Genomic DNA, 20963 nt, shown 5'->3' on the forward strand with positions numbered 1-20963 from the left:
GATAGCTAAATTCAGTGAATTACCGGCTATGATTGCCTGAATTTGTATTTCAACCCATACTCTTCCAACTTGCTGTACAGCGTTGTACGTCCTATTCCGAGCAGTTCGGCGGCAACCTTGCGGTTCCCGTTCGCTTGCTTTAACGCACGCAAAATCCGTTCCTTATCTTCCGCGTCGTTACGCAGGGCGAAGCTGACGGGTGAAGTCGGTTTCGTCACGGCAAGTTCCAGATGTTCTTTCGTGACAAGTCCGGTCTGCGCCTGTAACACCGCACCCATGATTTTCTGTCGAAGCTCACGGACATTGCCCGGCCAAACATGGGTCAACAATGTTTTACGGGCTTCCCCGTCAAATCCGATAACGTCGCATTCCAGTTCTTTGTTCGCTGCCTCACGGAAAAATTCCGCCAGTGGCATGATGTCCTCCTGACAGTCGCGCAACGGCGGGACGGTTATCTCGAAGTCGTGCAGACGATATAACAGGTCTTGCCGGAATCGCTTTTCGTTCACAGCCGCCTCCAGATCTTCGTTGGTGGCGGCGATGATGCGGATATTGAAACTTTTATCCGTCTTATCACCTATCGGGCGGTATCTCCGTTCCTGTATAGCTCGGAGTAACATCTGTTGGGTTTCCGGTGCGAGATTACCAACCTCGTCTAAAAATAGTGTGCCACCTTCCGCCTCGTGAAAATAACCTTTCTTGGCACTGTCAGCACCTGTGAACGCTCCTTTGACGTGTCCGAAGAAAGCCGATGGCGCAAGCTCTTTGGAGAGTGAACCGCAGTCCACCGCAACGAACGGTTTTCCTGCCCGTTTGCTTTTGTCATGCAGTTGGTGTGCGATATGCTCCTTACCAGTCCCGTTCTCTCCGAATATCAGCACGCTCATGTCAGTAGGAGCCACCAGCCTTATTCGTTTCATGATGGCTTGAAATGCCGAGCCGTCACGAGAGAACACAGGCATACGGTTTCTTCCGATACTCCGTTCTTTTAATATGGTACGGAGCAGAGGGACGAGTTTATCCTCTACAAGTTGCTTAGGTATGTAGTCCAGCGAACCGAGTTTAATACTTTCGACTGCCGTATGCACTTCGGCGTAGTCGGTCATGATAATGAACGGCTGCCTCATGCCTTCTTTGCGCATCCAGCGCAACAAGTCGATACCATCGCCTTCAGGAAGACGCAGGTCTGAAACTATGATGTCGTTTTCTGTCGCTTGTTGCAGCAGTTTCTTTGCTGTTGAGAGACGGAAAGCCTGCACGGTACGGAATCCCTCCCGTGCCAGTAGGTTACAGACAAACTCGCAATACACGATGTTGTCTTCCACCACAATTATTTTTGTCTTATCCATCTTCGTATTTTCTCCTTTCCTCTTCTGCCAACCGTATTATTTCCGCTCCCTTATCCAGCACGGCAGTCACGGCATGGCTTAACGCTTCACCATCCGGGAGTACATCGCCATGAAGCAATCTGTAAAGTACATTTAGCGGTTGGTCGGCACGTAGCACCTCCCACGAGCTGCGCAGGTGGTGTGTCAGGGAATCCAGCTTTTGCAGGTCTTTTTCTGTTGCCGCTTCCCGTATTGTCTGCATCTCCTTTTCAGTTTCCGTCATCAACTTTTCCAGCATAACGGCTTCATTGCCGTAGGACAACAAGGCTGAAAAATCCGGTTTCCCGTCCGGTGTTTCTTTTATGGCACACCTGTCGGAAACCTCCATCAACTCCGATATGGAGAACGGCTTGTACAGGCATCCGGCAAAGCCTTTTGCCAATAGTTCCCCTTTGTTACAACTGCCCGAAGCGGTTGCCACAACCACCGGGATTGTTGGTGAATTGCCCACGTTGGACGAACGCAACAGTTCCAGCAATTCAAAACCGTTTATACCGGGCATATTCAAGTCTGTCAGCAACAGGCTGTATTCTTTCTGGCGTATCATTTCCATCAGTTCCGCAGTATCGGTGCAAGTGTCGCAGTGTATTCCTTCTTGGGAATACATCTCTTTCAGCATCAGAAGTAATACCTCATCATTGTCAATGGCGACAACATCATGGAATTTATTGTTATGATAAACAGGTGTATTGCTTGTATATCCAAGCTGTTCTTCAGCTTCCTGCATAGAAATTTCAACTGTGAAACGACTGCCTTTCCCTTTCTTGCTGTCTAAACGGATTGTTCCGCCAAGCATCGACACAATATTACGCATTATGGCAAGCCCAAGCCCGAAACCCTCCTTTGCGGCGGCATTTGATAGACGTTCAAACGCACCGAACGCTTGTTTCTGTTCCTCTTCTGTCATGCCTGTACCTGTATCTTCAACGACCAGTGTGAGAACTCCATTATCATATTCAGTAATCAAAGAAACACCGCCTTCTTCTGTGAACTTGACAGCGTTTGACAGCAGGTTATTCCCGATTTGTATTATTCGCTCTTTGTCGGTCAATACAATGGCATCGTGTCCAGTCTTCACGGACAAGGACAGCCCTTTGTTCACGGCAACAGGCATGAACTCCGTTTCAAGTGTGTGCGTGATTGCAGAAATCCGGCAGGGTGACAGACGTGGCTGTTCCTTGCCGTTGTCCAGGCGGAAGAAGTCAAGCAAAGTGTTGAGCATATCCCGCATACGGTCGGAGGATTGCAGTATGTTTTGGATATACTGCCCGGACTTATCCTTACACTGTTCTTTCCGTATCAGTCCGGCATAGCCTGTTATTGCTGTCAGCGGTGTACGCAGTTCATGGGTGATAGTATGCACCGCCTTCTTCCTTGACGTTATCAGTGCCTCGTTCCGTTGTACGGATTGTTCCAGTTGCCTTATCAAATCAGTTGTCTTGTGCTTGTATTGTTTAATGCTTTTTGCATCACGATGTATGATGATGTAGGAAATTAACAACAATAGAAGAACGAATCCCATTAAACCGCCTACTTGCATAAACGATTTTCCACGCATGGCAACTATTTCGTCTTCCCGGCTTTGCAGGTCGGTTTGTACCTTTTCTTCTATTTGGCAAATCAATTCTTGCAGTTGTCTGTTAAGTTCTGCATTACGAGCTGCAAGGCTGTCGGCTTGTTCCGACAATTGGCGACCCTGTACTTTCTGTTCGCTGATTACGTTTCTATTGAGTGAATAAAGCATGGACGTGGTTTCCGTTGGCTGTGTTTCCTCTTTTTTGCCAAAGATGCCCAAGAAACCTTTTCGTTTTGGCTTTTTGGGCTGTTCCTGCACACTTTTCTGCACAATAACCGGAATTTGATTAGCTATCTTCTTGTTAATAGATTGTTGTTCATCCATTAACCGGACTATCTGGAACATCTGTCGTTCCTTATCCTCTAAAAGACTGCGCACACTATCGATGCGCTCTGCTGGATAGGTGACCTTGAAACGGCAGAGCATACTGTCCATTGCCATACGCCGTGCATGGTAATGCTCGATATCTTTATCGTTCCATTCCAGTATTGTTTCACCCAATAGAGAAAATTTTATCATTTGAATATTGATATTGTTTATTTCTTTTCGGAGCTCGTCTATTTTTTTATTGCCAAGTTCTAATGCTTCTATCTCCCGCCATTCATAGAGGCTATTATATGCCATACATCCGATAAGAATGGAGATAAGTATATATCCCAACCGTATTGCCTTATAGAAATTTCCTGACCGCTCCATTATTTTGATGACATTGATTTTTGGAACATGAATAAAAGTTTATCTTTTTCGTTCATGCGGATATTATCAGAATAATCGCCTTTTGTTATTTGATACCCACATGGCTTAACCATAAAAACGCCTAAGCCCTTAGTGTACGAACTTACTTCTGAGGCGTAGTCTTTACTTGTATTTAATGGAACTTTCCCTTTAATATGACACCACTCATTATTACAACTGATGTCTTCAATCTCAGACATCATTTTTTGCAAATCTGTAATAGCTTTGGAACTCGCCATCTGGGGTATCTGCAACTCAAAACAGAGCATCGGTTCGAGAATGTCCACACCTGACTGTTGCAAAGCCAGCCTGAAGACATAAGGGGTCAGCTGTCTAAAATCAGCAGGTGTACTTACCGGGCTATAATACTCGGCTTGAGTAAAAGTTACTTTCAGATCTGTCACTTCCCATCCATGTAATCCCGATTGGCAAGACATACGAATCCCTTCAAAAACGGCATTTTGAAAAGAATGGTTCAGATAACCATAGGAGATGTCACTTTCGATCTGCAACCCTGTCCCTAACGGTAAGGGTTCAAGAGTCAGCCCTATTGTGGCCCAATAAGGGTTGGGTGGTACTTCGATCTGAATAATCTTATAGACCTTTTTTACAGGTCGTTCTTTGTAGATAGTCTTGATCTCATCAAAATGGACCTTTACGGAAAATCGTTCTTCCAGCAATGTCTGTATGATTTCCTTTTGGGTCAAACCATATAACGAGATTTCCAATTCATCACTATATGCGTTTATGGAAAAGGACAAAGACGGGTCTTCAATCCACAATGTATTCAGAGCGGATATCACCTTGCTTCTCTCTTCGGGCTTGTCTGGTCGGACGGAGGATTTGAGAGCGGGATGCTGATGAGATAACCCTTGAATCAAACAAGGTTTAGCTCCTAAATAATCTCCGATTCGAAAATCTTCTATATCTTCTACAATCGCGATATCATTGGCACCCACTTCATCAACATTTATCTCTCTGCCCTGATAAATAGTCTTTAGATTTTTAATCTTGATGAATTTTTCCGAATCATTGATTCTTACAACGTCTCGAAGTCTCAGACTTCCGTCAATTATTTTTAGAAAACTTCTTTTATGTCCTTTGGGGTCATGCTCTATCTTATAAAGATAGGATGAAAGTCTGTTTGAGACCGATGCTGGAGGAAGTATAAAAGAAGAGATAGCGTCCAACAACTCATTGATACCGATATTGAACATTGCTGATCCATGTAGTACCGGATAGACTTTGGCTTTTGCCACAAGAGCGATTATCGTATTCCAATAATCAGCCGGTGATATTTCGCTATCCGCCAAATATCGTTCTAATATATTGTCGTCATGGTTGCATACAAATTCTTTGTATTCTTCCTGTATATATGTTTGGGAGCAAATCGGATAAACCAATCCATCGACAACAGTTTGCATAATCAGAGCATCTTGAGACAGATTTGTTTTTATATCCAGATACAAACGCTCCAAATTCACACCGGCACGGTCAATTTTATTGATAAATATAATTGTCGGGATTTGCAGCTTTTGTAAAGTATTGAACAGCAACTTTGTCTGCGCTTGTATGCCTTCCTTTGCGGATAAGATGAGGACTGCTCCATCAAGCATTTTGAATGTCCGCTCCACTTCCGCAATAAAATCCATGTGTCCCGGAGTGTCAATGATATTGCATTTCACTCCATTCCAGATAATAGATGTCGTAGAAGCCCGAACAGTAATTCCTCTACGTTTCTCTATATCCATAGAGTCCGTTATGGTGTCACCATTATCCACACAGCCGCACTTTTCCGTTGCTCCACTGACAAACAGCAGATTCTCGGTTACGGAAGTTTTTCCTGCATCAATGTGAGCAAGAATTCCTAAATTTATAATATTCATTTGGATTAAGCAATAATATACTACAATAGATGCATTGTCGAAACGCACCTTTTAATACCTCCTCGTAGCATGTGAGAACTACAGGATTACTAACTCGTATTAATATGTATATTATTACTGCCGCATAACGATTACAAAATTACACAAAAAAATATATCTAACAAAAGTGGGAGGATTTTTTAACTTTTTACCATAGACATTTTATTAGGGAAGCGTAGGTTCAACTGGCAAGTACAAATAAGTAGAAATGTTTAAACAACACCGTTTTAGGAAGTTGAAAAATCAAGTTTCTCTCTCGGTATAGCGTTTATTTTGGCCAATATCTTCTTTAGTTTGGCATTTGTGTATTTCCCATTCGTGTTCTATTTAGCTCCTTATTATGAGTATGTAGCAAGTTACTTATCAAATTCAGCCTCTTTGAGGGTCAAATATGGTTTTGCAAATGGTGACTGACAAGACATAAACAAGGTCAGCAGGAATTTTTTTACATAAATGGACATGAATGTATATAACCTAAAATAAGAATAAATTTTAATAAGGGCTGCCCAAAAAGAAAAAAATGCAGTTGCCATCCTGCAGATACTTGCAGAGAGGATAAAATTTACTTTTAGACCTTTTGGGATAGCCCCTATTAATACTTCAGATAAAATTCCTAAGGTTATATTTTCAATCCTTTGGACCGGGTTTCCTCCTTGGCATACAGCCCTGGACGCCCGATTATGACATGGTTGGCAACGATACTATCCGCCGGACTGCGTATCTGCGGCGGTGTAACTCCGTGATATTGCGGCTGCCCGTTCCGCACATCTTCCATTTCCGGTTTGACCTGTTGCCCATCATTCTCTTTTTCGGCGACTTCTGGTGTAGGCGGAGCAAGCTCCAGCTGTATCTTGCGGTCGAGGGCGGCAAGTTCGGACTTCAACTGCTTCAGCTCGTCCTCCTTCTTCCAAACCTTGCCCGCTATATCCTGCAACTGCGGTATCTCACGTTCCAAGACCTCATTCTTCGCCTTGTACTGGTCGATGATGGAGGGGATTCTCTCAATCGCGTTGAGGAAGTTTCGGGCGGCGGCCACCGGGTCAGCCATCGCCAGATGCCCGTTGTTGTAGGTGTACTTGTAGTTTCCTTCAACCACGAAACGGTTGTCGGTGAACTCCAATCCCTCTTTGAGTATCCTTTCGCTGACCACCTTTATCGGGAAGCCGTAAAGCTCTCCGACCTGTGTGTAAAGCCCGCCCGTAGTGGTGCTCTTGGCTATCTCCTGCAAACGCTTACCGAGAACCTTCTCGTCGGCGGAATCCACTCCGTCCACCTTTATCATATTAAGGCGGTTGCCTTCCTTGTCGATCTGCACCACCGAAAGAAAGCGGTTCCAGTCCTCCGTCATGGCATCAATGAAAGCCGTGTTGTTGCGCAGCTCACTTATCTTCGACTCCAGCTTGAACTCCGAATCACGTCTGCCCTTGTTGAACGACTTGCGTTCTCCTTCGAGAGATGCGATACGCTTTTCAAGTTTAGCCTTGTCCAGCAGGTCGGTGTTGCCGGAGAGCAACGCCATATACTCCGAAAAGTTCATGCCCGATTTCTCGTCCATTGCCCCCTCGTCGATGGTACGCGCCCCCATAGCACCGCTTTTGAGCTGGCTGATGAAAGTCTGCTTGCAGTGCAGGAGGTTGAACTTGTAGCTGTCCAACGACTTCTCCACCGCGTAGATGATTACGTCCACGTTGTTCCCGGCGAAATGCTTGGCAATTTCGTTTCCGGCTCTAACTCCGCGTCCGTCACGCTGTTGCAGGTCAGACGGTCGCCACGGCGTATCGAGATGATGGATAGCCACACTCCGTTTCTGGGCGTTCACACCCGTTCCGAGCATAGAGGTAGAGCCGAACAGCACACGCACCGTCCCGGCGTTCATGGCGTCTATCACCGCCTTCCGCGCCTTGTCGGTCTTGCACTCCTGAATGAAGCGCACCTCGCTTGGCGGTATACCGTAGTCCTCCGTCAGTTTGCGCTTGATTTCCGAATAGACGTTCCACCCGTCGCCCGGCTGGTATGTCCCCAAATCAGAGAAAACGAACTGCGTGCCTTTCTGGGCGTCGTATTTTTGATAATACTCCGCGATCATCTTGGCACAGTGACTCGCTTTGTTGTCGGGATGATCTTCGTAATTCGGGTCTATCATGCGCATGTCGAGTGCCATTTTCCGGGCATAGTCCGTGGCGATGAGCATCTTCGCCTTTTCTTCCGTTTCCGAAAGCGGCAGCCTGCCCAACAAGGTGGCATCGCCCGTCTTGGCGAACTGCATCAGTTTCTGTATGAAGTCCTCCTGTTCCGGCGTGGGCGGTATATGGTGCAGTATCTCGTTCTTGGCAGGACGGTCAACGCCCACATCCTCCGCCGTGCGGTAGTCCGTGATTTCATTATAGAAGGCGGCAAGCTCCGGCACTTTGATGAAGTAGCGGAAACGCTCCTTCTGGACCACATTGTTCGTCACGTTAAATTCAAAATCCGTCGTCTTCTTGGCAAATATCGCCGCCCAAGCGTCGAAACACCTTATGTCCTGCCGTTCCAGCTCCTTCGGGCGCAGGTACTTGAACAGCAGGTACAATTCAGTCAGTGAGTTGCTGATAGTCGTGCCGGAGAGGAAGGTCGCACCCAAGTCTTTTCCTGTGCGCTCCTGTATGGTGCGTATGGCAAAGAGCATGTTAAGTGCCTTCTGGCTTCCCTCGCTGTTTCCCAATCCCGCCACACGGTCGTGGCGCGTGTTGAAAGTCAGATTCTTGAACTGGTGGCTCTCATCTATGAAGATGTGGTCGATGCCCATCTGCTTGAAATCCACCACGTCGTCCGTGCGTGACTTTATGGCGTGTTCCACCTTCTCCAGCTTCGCTTCAAGGTTGTGCTTGCGCTTCTCCAATCCTTTCAGCATCGCCCGCGACACGTTCTTTCCCTGCTGGCGCAGCACTTCAAGGTTTTCCTCCACCGTGTCAAGCTCCGCTTGCAGGATGCGCTGCTGCAACTCCGGCGACTGCGGTATCTTGCCGAACTGGTCGTGCGACATGATGACGCAATCGTAGTCGTTGTTCTTTATATTATTGAAGAAGCGCACACGGTTGGCGGTCGAGAAGTCCTTCTCCGAAGCGTACAGAATACGTGCGTTGGGATATGCCGCCTGATAGGTGGCTGCAATCTCCGCAACGTTGGCTTTCAGCCCGATAATCATCGGCTTGTGTGCCAATTTCAGACGCTTCATCTCATGTGCGGCGATGCACATTATCAGCGTCTTACCGGTTCCCACCTCGTGGTCGCAAATTCCGCCGCCGTTCTGTTTCAACATCCAGACGCAATCCATCTGTGAGGGATAGACGCTCTTGATACCCCGGCTTGCCAGCCCTTTCAGGTTGAGGTCGGGAAAGGTCTGATGGGAGCCGTCGTAGCGCGGGCGCACGAAACAGTTGAACTTGCGGTTATACATCGTCACAAGCCGCTCCTTGAACTGCGGCGACTGCTCTTCGAGCCATTCGGAGAAGCCGTTTCGTATCTCGTCAATCTTGGCGTTGGCGAGTTGTATTCCCTCGCTGTCGCGCATCTTGATGTCGTTGCCATGCTCGTCCTTGCCGATGGACTTCATCATGTCAGGGCAGGTGTTGTGCAGGGCGTGTTTTAGGAGGTGCATACCGTCATAGTTCCGGTAATACCCCTTCACCAGAAACTCGTCCGTGATTTTCATGGTGCGGTAGCCGCACGCCACCGAAAACTCGTCCATGCTTGCGGAATAGGCGATTTTCACCTCCGTGTCGAACAGCCGGCTCATGTAGGCGGCATAGACACCCGTCGGAATCCAGCGTTCCCCGAAATTGAAGTCCAGATCCTCGAAGGCGATGCGCTGCGGCTCGGCATCTTTCAGAGCCTCCAACGCCTGCTTCACCTCCGGCATACGCTCATTTTCGGGATTGTCACCCATCCATGCCTCTATGCGTTCCGCTTTCTCTATGACATTTCCGGCGATGAAACGGTCTTTGATTTCGTAACCGGTCACGAGCGGATTGTAGTAGATGCGCCCTTGCAGGGCAGTGAGCAAATCCTCCGCCGTGCTGTCGGTTATCTCCCGCATATAGTCGAGATTGACCGTACCATATTTGTTGAGCGACGCAGACAGGGCTTCTTCGGGAGAGCCTACGTTGGCATGGCTCTCCACCGCGAAGGAAACAGGATGCTCGAAGATGTCCGCCTTGACGAACTTCCCGTTCTCCGTCCGTTCCAGCGAAAGGATGTCGCGTCCGCCCGCATCCATCATCACTAACTTCACGTTTTGCTTGGCGTTAAGGTTGCCGTAGCGCATGACAAACTCATCGTAACAGGTGTTCAGATGCTCTCGCCACGGAACATTTGCCTCGCGCCGGAGCGATTCATAACGGTACAGACGCTCGTAGGCGTCACGCAGCGACACATACAACAACGCCTTCTCCTTCTGGTATCCTTTCAGGTTGAGCGGCTGGAATGTCGCCCCGTATGGCGTGATGTCTTTCAGGTAGCCGATGTTATGACGCCCCCGGTTAGCCACCAGCGACCCTTCGCGCAGGTGCATCTCCGGCGTGCGGTGGTAGGCACGCGGAGAAAGGTCCACGACTTCCTCCTTCGGCTTTTCCGCTTCGATGTCGGGGAAAAGGAAAGTCCCCACCGCTTCCGATGGGGTATCTGTAACGGCAGGTGCGGCGACTGCCTCCGGCTGTGTTTCCTCCTGTCGTGGCTGCTCACGGGAAGTTTCCGGCACGGCTTTCACTTCCGTCTTTTCCGCCACTTGTTTCTCGTTATGCTGCCTTGCCAGTTCCCGAAGTTCTTTCCTACGCTCCGGCGTCAAACCCATCATCATTTCATAGAAACCGTTGATGGGAGGATTGGTATCCCAGTCCAGTGTGGCATAGATGTCGTCCGGGTCGGCAGGCTTGGCGGTGTTCTCCGTTTTAGCCTCCTTGTTCTCCGTTACAGTCTTAGGGGTGGTAGCCGTCGGCACAGCCGTAACTTTCGGTACAGCCTCCGTTTTTGGCTTGGACGGTGTGCGCCTTGCCGGGTTTCCCTTTTTCGCCGTATTTTTCTTTTTGGCGGTTTTCTGTTGGCTGACCTCTTCCGTCATGCCCCAGAGGTCAAGCAGGGTGAGCTGCACGCCTGCGGAATATTGCGGGCGCGGTTCTATCTCCGGCTTTTCATCTGCGGGTTGCGGCTTTTCTGTCGGAGTTTCCACCGTCTGCACCGAGGATACTGTTTCCAATTTTATGGCAGGACGCTCTACTTTATTTTGAACGGCAACTTTTTCTTCCGTTCCTGCCTGCCGGATTGAACCCGAATACAAGCGCATGGCAAGCCTGTAATGGAAATCCTCGTCGAGCATACGGCGCAAATCCCCGGCGATGCCTGCTGCCTTGCCCTCGTGCAGATAAACCATAGCGGGCTTCCCGTAGGGGTCTGTGTCAAGTTTCGCCATCGTATGCACGATGCGTTCCGGGTGGTGGATGAAATAGGCGTTGTCGGTCAGGTCGGTTTTCGTGTCCGTCTGTATCACGGTCATCAGCCGCTCGTCCTGCGACATTTCCTTCTTGCTGAGGTTCTTTTGCAGGACAATCAGGTCACTGCCCACCTCCGTGCCCGCGTTGTCCGTGAACAGGTTGTTGGGCAGGCGTATCGCGGATACCAGATCAGCCTGACTGAACAGCTCGTTACGCACGGAGGTCTTGGTGCTGTTCAATACCCCTTGCGAAGTGATGAACGCCACGATACCGCCGTCACGCACGGCATCCAGCCCTTTGAGGAAAAAATAGTTGTGGATGGCTTTCTGTGCCGATCGTCTGCCGAAGGACCCACTCTTTTCAAACTCCGCGTCGAACACGGCGATGTCTCCGAACGGGATGTTGGACACCGCCAAGTCGAAATAATTGTTGAACGGTTTTTCGATTTTCTCAAAACCGCAGGTGCGCGTTTTCTTGTCGGGATAAAGATGCCGCAGTATTGTACCCGTGAGCAGATCCTTCTCGAAAGCCATCACGTCCGCATCCGGGCTGTGCCGCAGCATGGAATCCACGAACACGCCGGCACCTGCCGACGGTTCGAGCATACGGGCGGGGCGGACGCTGTAATCCGCCAGCACGTCCGCAAGGGTGTCGGTTATCTCTTTGGGAGTGTAGAAAGCGGTCAGCACAGACGCTTTCAGCGAATCCACAAACCGCTTGTATTCCGTTTCGTCCTTGCTGTTCTCACGGATGAGCCTGTGCAGCTCCACCGTCGGGGCGAACAGTTCGAGGTCGGATTTCGCCCACCGGACGGCATCCGTCAGTTCCTTCGCAGGGTTGAGGATACATTTCAGACCGCCGAAACCGCAGTACCTTTGGAGTATAGCACGCTCTTCGGTTGTCGCCGTTCTCTGTTCCCTGTCAAGGATGAATGCCGTCCGTATCGCCTCGATGTTGTCCCGCAGTTTCTGTTTGCGGTTAAACGCCATATTCGTCCAGGTAAAGGACGGTTGCCCCCGTCAGCTCCGTGTAGAGCAGGTCGTAATCGGAAGACAGGGCGAAGTTGTCGTCCGAGAGGTCATAGACGGAGAACACGTTGCCGACAAGCGGCAGGAGTTTATGGATAAAGGCTTCACGCTTCTCTTCCGGCACTTCATCGGAAAACTCGTTCTCCACGACTTCGCGGAGGATGGCGTAACGGGAATAACGCAGCCCGCGCAGCAGCGTGTCCATAGCCAGTTCCTGCGCACCGTCGGCGGGATAGCCTTCGAGCCGAGCCTTTTCATACGTTTCAGCGGCACGGTCGGCGCGTTCCCGTATGAAAGCAGTGTCATCAGCCTGTTCAAACTTGTTCGTGCGGAGATAGTCCAGCAGGTACAGACCGTAATAGGAAAAGTCGGCCTGACCCTCGTTTTTCTTCTTGTTGTTCATTACTTTGAAGTTTAGTGGATTGATATTTAACGGGATAATCGGTTGAAAAAAGGAAGAAAAAGGCACTCGGTATCCCTCCGAGTGCCACCACTAAATCCAAAGTATGAGTGTAATCCGGTATCGAAGAACAATTCATTACTCTGAACAAGTGGCAAAGTTAGTGATTATTTCCTTTTTTTCGGATAGGAAGACTTGCATTTCTTTTCCGGGAACACGAACGTCGTGTTATATTCCCCGTCAAAGGCGACTATGGCATCGAAGTTCTTGCCCTGCTTGCTCTTGAAGCCTTTGAGCAGCTTGGTGTGCCCGTCAGTGAGCAGGTCTTTTATTTCATCATCGGACAGGGTGCGTCCCGCTTTCTGCCGGAACACGGGCAGTCCGCACTCCGTGTTGTCGCAACGTACCACCTTGCCGTAGAACCGCATCCTGCCCGTGCCGCACTTGGGACACGCGCAGCCGGAATCACGGCTGCCGAAGAGCTTGTCGCACGAGAGCAGTTCGGAAGTGATTTCCCGTGTGTACGCCTCTATCTCCTTGCGGAAGGTGTCGGCAGGCAGTTCCCCGCGCTCGATGCGTGCCAGCTCCTTTTCCCATTCGCCCGTCATGGCAACGTCGGCGATGCGCATCGTCTTCACGACCGAGTAGAGGGCAAGCCCCTTTTCGGTAGGTACAAGCGACTTCTTGCAGCGTTCCATGTATCCCCGTTTGAAAAGCGTTTCGATAATCGCTGCACGGGTAGCAGGCGTGCCAATGCCGCAGTCCTTCAAAGCCTGACGCAGCGCATCGTCCTCAATCTCCTTGCCTGCCGTTTCCATAGCGGACAGCAGGGTGGCTTCGGTATGCAGCGGTTTAGGCTTGGTCTTGCCCTCTGTGATGGAGGCAGCTTTCAGTGTCAGCGTGTCGCCTTCCTGCCAGCCGGGGATGATGGTTTCCTCTTTCTCTTCCTCGCCATAGACGGCACGCCACCCGGCTTGTTTGATGATGCTGCCTTTTGCCACGAACTCCGCTCCGGCACACTCCGCCGTAACAGTGGCGGTGTCTTTGACGCATTTTTCAGAGAAAGCCTCAATCATGCGTCCGGCAATCATCTGATAGACGGTATTATCTTCTTTGGAGAGGAACAGCGGTTTCTCGCCCGTGACGAGCAGGGCGTGGTGGTCCGTTACCTTGCCACCGTCCACGCTGCGGCGTGTAGGCATGGCTTTCGGATTGACTTTGCCTTTCCATTCGGGCAGGCTGCCGATGAAGGCGAGCAGCTTGGGTATTTCCACGAACACGTCTTCTGGGATGTAGCGGCTTCCTGTTCTTGGATAGGTGATGAGTTTCTTCTCGTAGAGCTTCTGTGCGATTTCAAGCGTCTGTTCTGCCGTGAAGCCGTGCTTGGCGTTGGCTTCCTTTTGGAGCGTGGTCAGGTCGTACAGAAGCGGAGTGTCCTCCGTCTTCTCCTTGCGTTCTGCTTTCGTGACAGTGGCTGTGCCTGCTTCCTTTACCTTATTGTATAGTTCCGTCGCCGGCTCTTTCTCTTTCCATTTCTCAGAAGAAGAGAATTTCACCACTTCGCCGTTGCCACCGTCAGTGGCAATATGGAGCTGCCAGAACGGTTCCACCGTGAAGCGGCGGTTCTCCCAATAGCGTACGCACACCATCGCCAACGTGGGCGTCTGCACCCGTCCGACGGAATATGTGCCGTGTCCAGCAGCGATGGAGAGTGCCTGCGTGCCGTTGATGCCCACAAGCCAGTCGGATTCGCTCCGTGCTTTGGCAGTAAGATAGAGGTTGTCATACTTGCTTCCCGCTTCAAGGTTGCGCAGTCCCTCGCGGATAGCCTTGTCGGTGAGCGAGCTTATCCACAGGCGTACGAAAGGCGTAGTACATCCGATATAATGGTAGAGGTATCGGAAGATAAGCTCACCTTCGCGTCCTGCATCGGTCGCCACGATGATCTGCTCGCTTTCCTTGAAAAGACGGGCGATGATTTTTATCTGCGACACCACGCCGCTGTCGGGTTTGTAACCCTTCTCCGTTTTTTCCTGACGGGGAATGAGCGTGAAGGTTTCGGGGATGACGGGCAGGTTGTCACGGACGAAGCCGCGTATGCCGTAGCCGTCGGGCATAGCAAGCTGGACAAGGTGTCCGAATGCCCATGTCACGGCACAGCCGCCTCCCTCGAAATATCCTTCCTCTCTCTTTGTCGCGCCCACGATGCGGGCGATCTCACGTGCCACGGATGGCTTTTCTGCAATGATTGTCTTCATGCTGATTACTTTTTTATGAATTGTTACTTTGGATTTAGTGGTGGACACGGGATGTTACATCTTCATGCCCTTGTTGTTTTTCTTCTGAGGCTTCTCCTGCAGCTTTTGCTGTTTGTCGTCTTTCGGAGCGGTCTGCCCTTTCTGCAACGGCTCTTTCAGGTTCTTGGTCGCCTCGTTGGTCTTTCCTTCGCTGTTCACCGCCACCTGTGTGCGGCTCTCGTTGGACGGGGCGACCTTCTGCGCGTTGTCGGGGTTGGTGTCGTAGCGGTACGGACGTCCCTTCTCCGGGTTGAACTTGATGTACATCGTGGCGTGGAAACCTTGCTTGTCGGTCACGTTCTCCAGTTTGATAGCTTTGCCTGCCGCGTAATCGGCTTTCTGTTGGTCGGTGAAGTTCACGCCGCTCCATTTACTGATGGGGCGGATGCTGCCGTCGGCGTTCGTCCACGTGTTGCGGCGTTGCTCTTTCTGTGGGGCTGCGGAATTTTCCATGCCCTGAGCCTGTCCCTGCGTGGGATTGTTCTTGGCTTCCTGCGTTTGGGCGGTACGCGGCGACCTGCCGGTTCCCGGTACGAACTCCACGCCTCGCTGCTCGACGTTCACTTGAAGTGTGGTGACGAACTTCCTGCCGTCGTTGCGTTCGATGAGCTTGTCGCGCACGGGCAGCCCGGCACGCAGCATATCCTGCTCCTGCTTGGTGATTTCCGTCTTTCCGATGCGATCCGGTATGCGCACCTTGTTTGCCGGAATGTCCGTGATTTCATTCGTCTTGCGGTCTATGCTGATGAACGAGGGGATGATTTCACCCGTTTCCCTGTCCACGATGTCCACGACCCTGCCGAGGTTGCCCGTTTCGCGCAGGTTCTTACGGTCTTCGTCCGAAAACTTGTGTTCCTTGTATTCATCGAGTTTCTGCTCCTTGCGGATGAAGTGCGGCACGAGGCTGACATTGCCTTCACCGTCCTTCTTGAAGGAAAGGCGGGCATCCAGTTCAAAAGCCTCGCCGCCGAACTTGGGCGACACTTTCACCAAATCGGACTTGCCGTAGTTGAGCATCTTCTGAAGGTCACCGGACTTTTCAAGGTCGTCATGTTTCACGCCCCATTTCTCTTCCAGCTCCTGCCAGTTGATTTTGCTCTCGTCGATGGGCTGGTAGCCCTGTCTGCCCTGCGTCTGTTGCGGGCTTTCCTGCTTCTTTTCCATTTCTTCCTGTTTTTGGTTTTCTTTGGGCTGCTCTTCCTGCTTTTGTTCCGTCTGCTCCGTCTTTCCGGCGGTCTGTTCTTCCTTCACCTGCTTTTCGTAGCCGGAAGTGTCCACCTTGTGGGGCGCAAGCAGTTCCTTGTTGGCTTCGGGGTCTTTCAGCAGGTCTTTCATCACCTCCATCAGTTTGTCGGCTTGGTCTGCTGCGACACGGTAGAAACCGAAGCGGCTGGGTTCCTTGCACTGCCGGAAGAAGTTTTTGAAGAAGTTGTCCAGCACATCGCCGTGGCGGTCGAATTGCAGGAAACTCTGCGCGTTCTCCGCTTTCGCGGGGGTACGCTTGGGGGAACCGTCGGCATCCAGCCCGGCTACCACGCTGATTTCGCCCGTCTTCTCGTCACGGACTATCAGCACGTCCTTTTCGCTTTTTTTCTTTGCCATTTGAAAAATGTTTTAATGGGTTATTTTTGAAAGAAATTATGGATACGAGCCTTGTAGAAGGCTATATCTTCTTTTTTGAAGTCCTTTACGTGTCCGGAAAGGAACGTCAGCACGTCCTCCTCGCTGTAATAGGTCTTTTTGCCGAGCGTCTTATACGGCAACGCGCCGATGCTGCGGTAACGTTGCAAGGTGCGCTTGCTGATCTGGAGCAGCATACAGAGGTCTTGGTTGTCGAACATCCTGATACGTTCTATCGGGTTCGGGGCTTTGCCGGACGGCTGCAAGGAGAGCAGCAGTTCGTCCTGACGGTCAAGCCGTTCCATCAGTTTCTGCATCCAGCTCTCGAAATTGTTTCGGGTAAGCAGTTCCATACGTCACGTCCTCCTTCCTTTGGGTTTGCTGCCGCCCGTGCGCAGCGTATGGTTGCGTTTCAGTTCCGTAGGTGTTGCCGCATCCTCAACTATGGTGCAGTCCGCAAGCAGGCGGTCGATTTCTGACTGGCGGTAACGGCACTTGCCGCGCAGCACCACATAGCCGATGCGATGCTCGCTGCGCATACGCTGGAGGGTGCGGGTACTCACGTTCAACAGGTGCGCCGCCTCACGGGTGTTGAGCAACCTGTCTGCGAATTTTTCCTTTCTTTCGCCGGAAACGGCACGCACGTGTGCCGCTATCTCGGCTATCTGTTCCGTCAATACGGTGAAAGCGGAACTTTCCATCGTTATTACTTTCATATTCAGTCCTTTCTTTTGGTTTCTGCGGCAAAATTCGGCAATAAACAAAAGGGGCCTTAACAGCTCACTACGTGTCTCACGTAAGATTTTTATCGGAAATGGCTCCGTAACCCGGACAGACGGCGCAACATACAGCCTTTCAGCGGGAAACGATATGTGTTCACGGGGACAGCGTTACCTTTGCGGCAAATCTGAAATGTTTTGAATATGGAAATTGTATCTATCGAGAAAAAGACCTTCGAGATGATGGTGGCATCCTTCAACGCCCTCTCGGAGAAGGTTGCCGCCCTGAGGCGCAAGAGCGACGGAGGGCGGCTGGAAAGGTGGCTCACGGGCGAGGAAGTCTGCGGGCAGTTGAGAATCAGCCCGCGCACGTTGCAGACGTTGCGCGACAAGCGGCTTATCGGCTACTCGCAGATAAACCGCAGGTTCTATTACAAGCCGGAAGAAGTCAGAAGGCTGATTCCGCTTATCGGCACGCTCTATCCCGGCGGCAGGTAATCTTATTATTCACCCACTGAATCCAAAGTTATGATGAACGAGAACAACGATGTTTTTACACTGGAGAACGAGCCGCTTGCCACCGTGGTACAGAATATGCGCAAAGGCTCTAAATGGCTCTCCACATTTTTGGAAAGTTACCGTCCGCCGCTGGACGGGGAACGTTACCTGACGGACAGAGAGGTGGCGGAGCTGCTCCGTGTGAGCCGCCGTACCTTGCAGGAATACCGCAACAACAGAGTGCTGCCTTTTATCCTTTTAGGAGGAAAGGTGCTTTACCCCGAATCGGGATTGCGTGAACTGTTGGAGGCGAATTACCGCAAGCCGCTGGAATAAAAGAAGCATGAAAACGAAAAAAGGAAACGGACAACCCATTTCGAGTTGTCCGTTTCCTTTTGTTTCGTCTATATGTATGTTCAGCAATACCCGGCTTTCCCGTTCTGTATGAACATCACGTATGCCTGTCGCTTTTCTTTCGAGAGAGCTTTACCCACCAGCCACGTGCGGAACACGTGCGTGCAGTAGGTGTTCAATCTGAAAGCGATGGGGATGATGATCTCAAGCGAGTAAACATCCGCATACAGACCGTTTTCAAGCTGAATGTAGCGGCATACTTCGTAGTCACTCAACACATCCGCTTTGAGGATGGCTTTGATGGCGGCGTTCACTGTCGGGACACCCGTGTGGAACAGTCCGGCGATTTCTCCGGCGGTCATCCATATCTCGTTACCGGTTACGCTGACGGCCTTGTCCTCTATAATGATTATGTCACGTTTCATGGCTTCTCTTTTTTTAGATGGTGCAACCCGCAAATTCTTCGATTTGGTTCAATCTTGCGGCAAGGTGCTCCATGTCTTGATTGAGCTTCTCTTTGGTTATTTTCGCGTATATCTGCGTTGTCTTTATGCTCTTGTGTCCCAGCATGGAACTGACCGTTTCGATGGGTACGCCGTTGGAGAGGAACACCGTCGTGGCTGCCGTGTGACGGCTTTGATGCCATGTGATATGCTTGGTGATACCGCAACGCTTGGCGACGGCACGGATTCCGGCAAGGCACGTGTTGTAGTGGGGAACAGGGAAAATCCTGCCGTTTTCGCATAGCCCACGGTATTTGTCGATGATGCGCTTCGCTATGTCAAGCATACGGATGTTGGACACCACACCCGTCTTCTGGCGGTTGATGTTTATCCACTCGTGTTCGTCAAAGTAGGTGCGGATATTCTCTTCCGTCAGGTTGCGCATATCGGCGAACGACAAGCCCGTGAAGGCACAGAACAGGTATAAATCACGATACAGTTCCTGCTTCGCATTCTTCAGCTTACCTTCCATCAGCAGGCGGATTTCATCTTTCGTCAGAAAGCTGCGGGTCGTTTCCTCCTTCTTGATTTCATACTCGCGGAACGGGTCGCGCGTGAGCCACTCATTGTTGATGGCGATGAACACCATCGTCCGAAGCGGGCAGACATACAGCCACACGGTGTTGGTGCAGCAATGTTTGTCCGTGCGCAGGAACATTTCAAAATCGGAAATGAAAGCGGGTGTAAGCTCTTTCAGGGCAATGTCCTTCACATGGTAGCGGATGGTGAGAAACTCTTGCAGGTGCTTGTAAACAATCTTGTACTTGTCAAACGTGCCTTTGGCTTTCATGCCTGCCTCCACCTGCTTGGCATAGTCCTCGTTGTGTTGCCGGAACACCTGCAACAGCGTGTGGTAGCGGTGTTCCAGTCCGAGAAAGGCGTTTTTCACCTTTTCCGCAGTGACGAAGTTGTCACGCTCCATGATTTCCTGATAGTGCTTGTTGATGCGTACGCGCATCTTGTCGAGCATACGGTTCGTTTCGAGTGCAGCCGTGCTTCTGCCCGTGACACGTCCACCTTTGGTATCCCACAGCTTGGGATCGACGGTCAGTTTGCAGCTGAACTGTGTCTGGCTTCCGTCCACCGTGATACGTCCCATGACGGGTACTGTCCCGTCCTTTTTCACTACCTGACGTTTGAGGTAGTAGATAACTGAAAATGTACTCTTCATCGTCCTTAATTTTTTTAGGTTCAAAATTAGTCGGTGAAGAATCCTTCGTCAGTACGCAAAACACGGAGGAACGACGCAATCTTTTTCCGTAACCGGATTTGTTGCGTGAGTTGTCGGTAACTCACTATATCACAATGCCTTGTTTTGCCATTCGCACCCATTTTGTTACCTATATGGTGTGGTTACGAACAAGTAACGTAGCGACGTCTTGACTTGGCTTCGGCAAGGATTATGGTGGCGTTGGAAATAATCGGCAGCTTAAATGAAACCTCTGTAAATCAAATCTATTACTACATTCTTCCGCATTCCACTTTTTTGTAGTAACTTTGTAAGATAAAAAACTTATATTTGCATGGTAAGCAAACCTGTTTCAGTAAAGATTGAAGGTGGTTTTGACAATAGTTTTATAAAATAAAAAAGTGACGGTATGATTAAAATTTATGGTATGAAGTCGTGCCCCGATTGCGTGGCAGTTGACAGACAGGTGGAGGGCGACAGCAGGTATCAGGTGATTGACATCGGTGAGCATGTCTCGCTGTTGAAAGAGTTTTTGCGCCTACGCGACAACAATCCGGTCTTTGACGAGGCTAAGAAAAAAGGATATGCGGGCATTCCGTGCTTCGTTTTGGAAGACGGAACGGTGACGCTGAACCCTGAAGAGGCCGGACTGAAGTCGGGGAGGGCTGAGCGCACCAGCTGCCGCATTGACGGTTCTGGGTGCTGAACCGGTTTGCGATGCCGCATGAAAATGAAAAAGCCACCTTCACAGGCAGCTTTGACATATTATACAAAAACATTATGAATACTTTATTTAGCGAACAAGATCTAAAAAAAAGTTTATTTTAATTTTATGAGGTTTCATGCTTGATAGCTGTATCGCACTCGGCGCACGTCCCATTACATTTTTTACATTTGCGTTGACAATACCGTTCGCATTGCAGGCGAATGTCGTAGCCTAACATGGCACCCAGGATGAAATCCTCTTCGGGTGTCAGCTTGTTGAGCGGTTTGTCAATCATGTGGCGAACGGCATCGATGCAAGCTGCTCTGCCAAAAAACAGATTTAGCGTATGGTTACCCGCCGGCTGAATGAAATAGTCGATGTTTTGGTTTTCCAATCGGTTCACCGCAAATTCCTCGTATTTTTTGTTGAAGGTATAGAGCACCATTTGTCGCACTCCCTTCTTGTACTCATAGATATGGTTCATGAGTACCTTCAACTCTCCTGGTATGGTTTCTGCGGTTTTCATGCTTGTCGGGCCAACGGGGTTATGGTTTCTTCAT

Annotated in this window: 15 protein-coding genes; 3 read left to right on the forward strand and 12 right to left on the reverse strand. The window is 50.3% G+C overall.

The window, feature by feature from the left end; all coding sequences use genetic code 11:
- Nucleotides 1-26: 26 nt before the first annotated feature.
- From HMPREF1254_RS01765 to HMPREF1254_RS01805, 9 genes are all read right to left on the reverse strand, one after another.
- Nucleotides 27-1349 carry a sigma-54-dependent transcriptional regulator gene (locus HMPREF1254_RS01765; RefSeq protein WP_023056904.1) on the reverse strand — a complete coding sequence of 441 codons (1323 nt, stop codon included), beginning with the start codon at nucleotides 1347-1349 and terminating at the stop codon, nucleotides 27-29.
- A complete protein-coding gene (locus HMPREF1254_RS01770) occupies nucleotides 1342-3660 on the reverse strand; it encodes a hybrid sensor histidine kinase/response regulator (protein WP_036878675.1) in 2319 nt (772 codons plus the stop codon). The genes HMPREF1254_RS01765 and HMPREF1254_RS01770 overlap by 8 nt, the downstream gene beginning before the upstream one ends.
- Nucleotides 3660-5585, reverse strand: coding sequence for a tetracycline resistance ribosomal protection protein Tet(Q) (tet(Q), locus tag HMPREF1254_RS01775; protein ID WP_023056813.1), 1926 nt, complete (start codon nucleotides 5583-5585; stop codon nucleotides 3660-3662). Before tet(Q) ends, HMPREF1254_RS01770 begins: the two co-directional genes overlap by 1 nt.
- 658 nt (nucleotides 5586-6243) lie before the next feature.
- Nucleotides 6244-12078 (reverse strand): N-6 DNA methylase, encoded by a 5835-nt coding sequence (locus tag HMPREF1254_RS01780; RefSeq protein ID WP_023056880.1) that lies wholly within the window; start codon nucleotides 12076-12078, stop codon nucleotides 6244-6246.
- A complete protein-coding gene (locus tag HMPREF1254_RS01785; RefSeq protein ID WP_023056844.1) occupies nucleotides 12068-12520 on the reverse strand; it encodes a DUF1896 domain-containing protein in 453 nt (150 codons plus the stop codon). The genes HMPREF1254_RS01780 and HMPREF1254_RS01785 overlap by 11 nt, the downstream gene beginning before the upstream one ends.
- 164 nt (nucleotides 12521-12684) lie before the next feature.
- Nucleotides 12685-14775 carry a type IA DNA topoisomerase gene (locus HMPREF1254_RS01790; protein WP_023056934.1) on the reverse strand — a complete coding sequence of 697 codons (2091 nt, stop codon included), beginning with the start codon at nucleotides 14773-14775 and terminating at the stop codon, nucleotides 12685-12687.
- Nucleotides 14776-14829: 54 nt separating this feature from the next.
- Nucleotides 14830-16416 carry a DUF3945 domain-containing protein gene (locus HMPREF1254_RS01795; protein WP_023056831.1) on the reverse strand — a complete coding sequence of 529 codons (1587 nt, stop codon included), beginning with the start codon at nucleotides 16414-16416 and terminating at the stop codon, nucleotides 14830-14832.
- 20 nt (nucleotides 16417-16436) lie between these two features.
- Entirely contained in the window at nucleotides 16437-16787 is a 351-nt protein-coding gene (locus tag HMPREF1254_RS01800) for a helix-turn-helix domain-containing protein (RefSeq protein ID WP_023056811.1), read from the reverse strand.
- A 3-nt stretch (nucleotides 16788-16790) separates the two neighbouring features.
- Nucleotides 16791-17198 (reverse strand): helix-turn-helix domain-containing protein, encoded by a 408-nt coding sequence (locus HMPREF1254_RS01805; protein WP_394814975.1) that lies wholly within the window; start codon nucleotides 17196-17198, stop codon nucleotides 16791-16793.
- A gap of 159 nt (nucleotides 17199-17357) precedes the next feature.
- On the opposite strand from HMPREF1254_RS01805, the gene HMPREF1254_RS01810 reads away from it, so the two are divergent.
- Both HMPREF1254_RS01810 and HMPREF1254_RS01815 read left to right on the forward strand, forming a co-directional pair.
- On the forward strand, nucleotides 17358-17651 hold the full coding sequence (locus HMPREF1254_RS01810) for a helix-turn-helix domain-containing protein (protein WP_023056835.1): 294 nt from the start codon (nucleotides 17358-17360) through the stop codon (nucleotides 17649-17651).
- Nucleotides 17652-17681: 30 nt separating this feature from the next.
- Complete coding sequence (locus HMPREF1254_RS01815; RefSeq protein WP_023056970.1) at nucleotides 17682-17987, forward strand: helix-turn-helix domain-containing protein; 306 nt, start codon at nucleotides 17682-17684, stop codon at nucleotides 17985-17987.
- 80 nt (nucleotides 17988-18067) lie between these two features.
- Here HMPREF1254_RS01815 and HMPREF1254_RS01820 read toward each other — a convergent pair whose 3' ends face one another.
- The gene (locus tag HMPREF1254_RS01820; RefSeq protein WP_023056935.1) at nucleotides 18068-18430 is read right to left on the reverse strand and encodes a hypothetical protein; all 363 of its coding nucleotides are present in this window, start codon (nucleotides 18428-18430) and stop codon (nucleotides 18068-18070) included.
- A 13-nt stretch (nucleotides 18431-18443) separates the two neighbouring features.
- Nucleotides 18444-19679, reverse strand: coding sequence for a site-specific integrase (locus HMPREF1254_RS01825; RefSeq protein WP_023056824.1), 1236 nt, complete (start codon nucleotides 19677-19679; stop codon nucleotides 18444-18446).
- Nucleotides 19680-20106: 427 nt separating this feature from the next.
- Here HMPREF1254_RS01825 and HMPREF1254_RS01830 point away from each other — a divergent pair, with 427 nt between their 5' ends.
- On the forward strand, nucleotides 20107-20403 hold the full coding sequence (locus HMPREF1254_RS01830; protein WP_023056850.1) for a hypothetical protein: 297 nt from the start codon (nucleotides 20107-20109) through the stop codon (nucleotides 20401-20403).
- A 124-nt stretch (nucleotides 20404-20527) separates the two neighbouring features.
- Here HMPREF1254_RS01830 and HMPREF1254_RS01835 read toward each other — a convergent pair whose 3' ends face one another.
- Complete coding sequence (locus HMPREF1254_RS01835) at nucleotides 20528-20929, reverse strand: DUF2023 family protein (RefSeq protein WP_023056991.1); 402 nt, start codon at nucleotides 20927-20929, stop codon at nucleotides 20528-20530.
- Nucleotides 20930-20963 lie beyond the last annotated feature (34 nt).

This window comes from Prevotella sp. BV3P1, assembly GCF_000479005.1.
Classification (GTDB): Bacteria; Bacteroidota; Bacteroidia; order Bacteroidales; family Bacteroidaceae; genus Prevotella.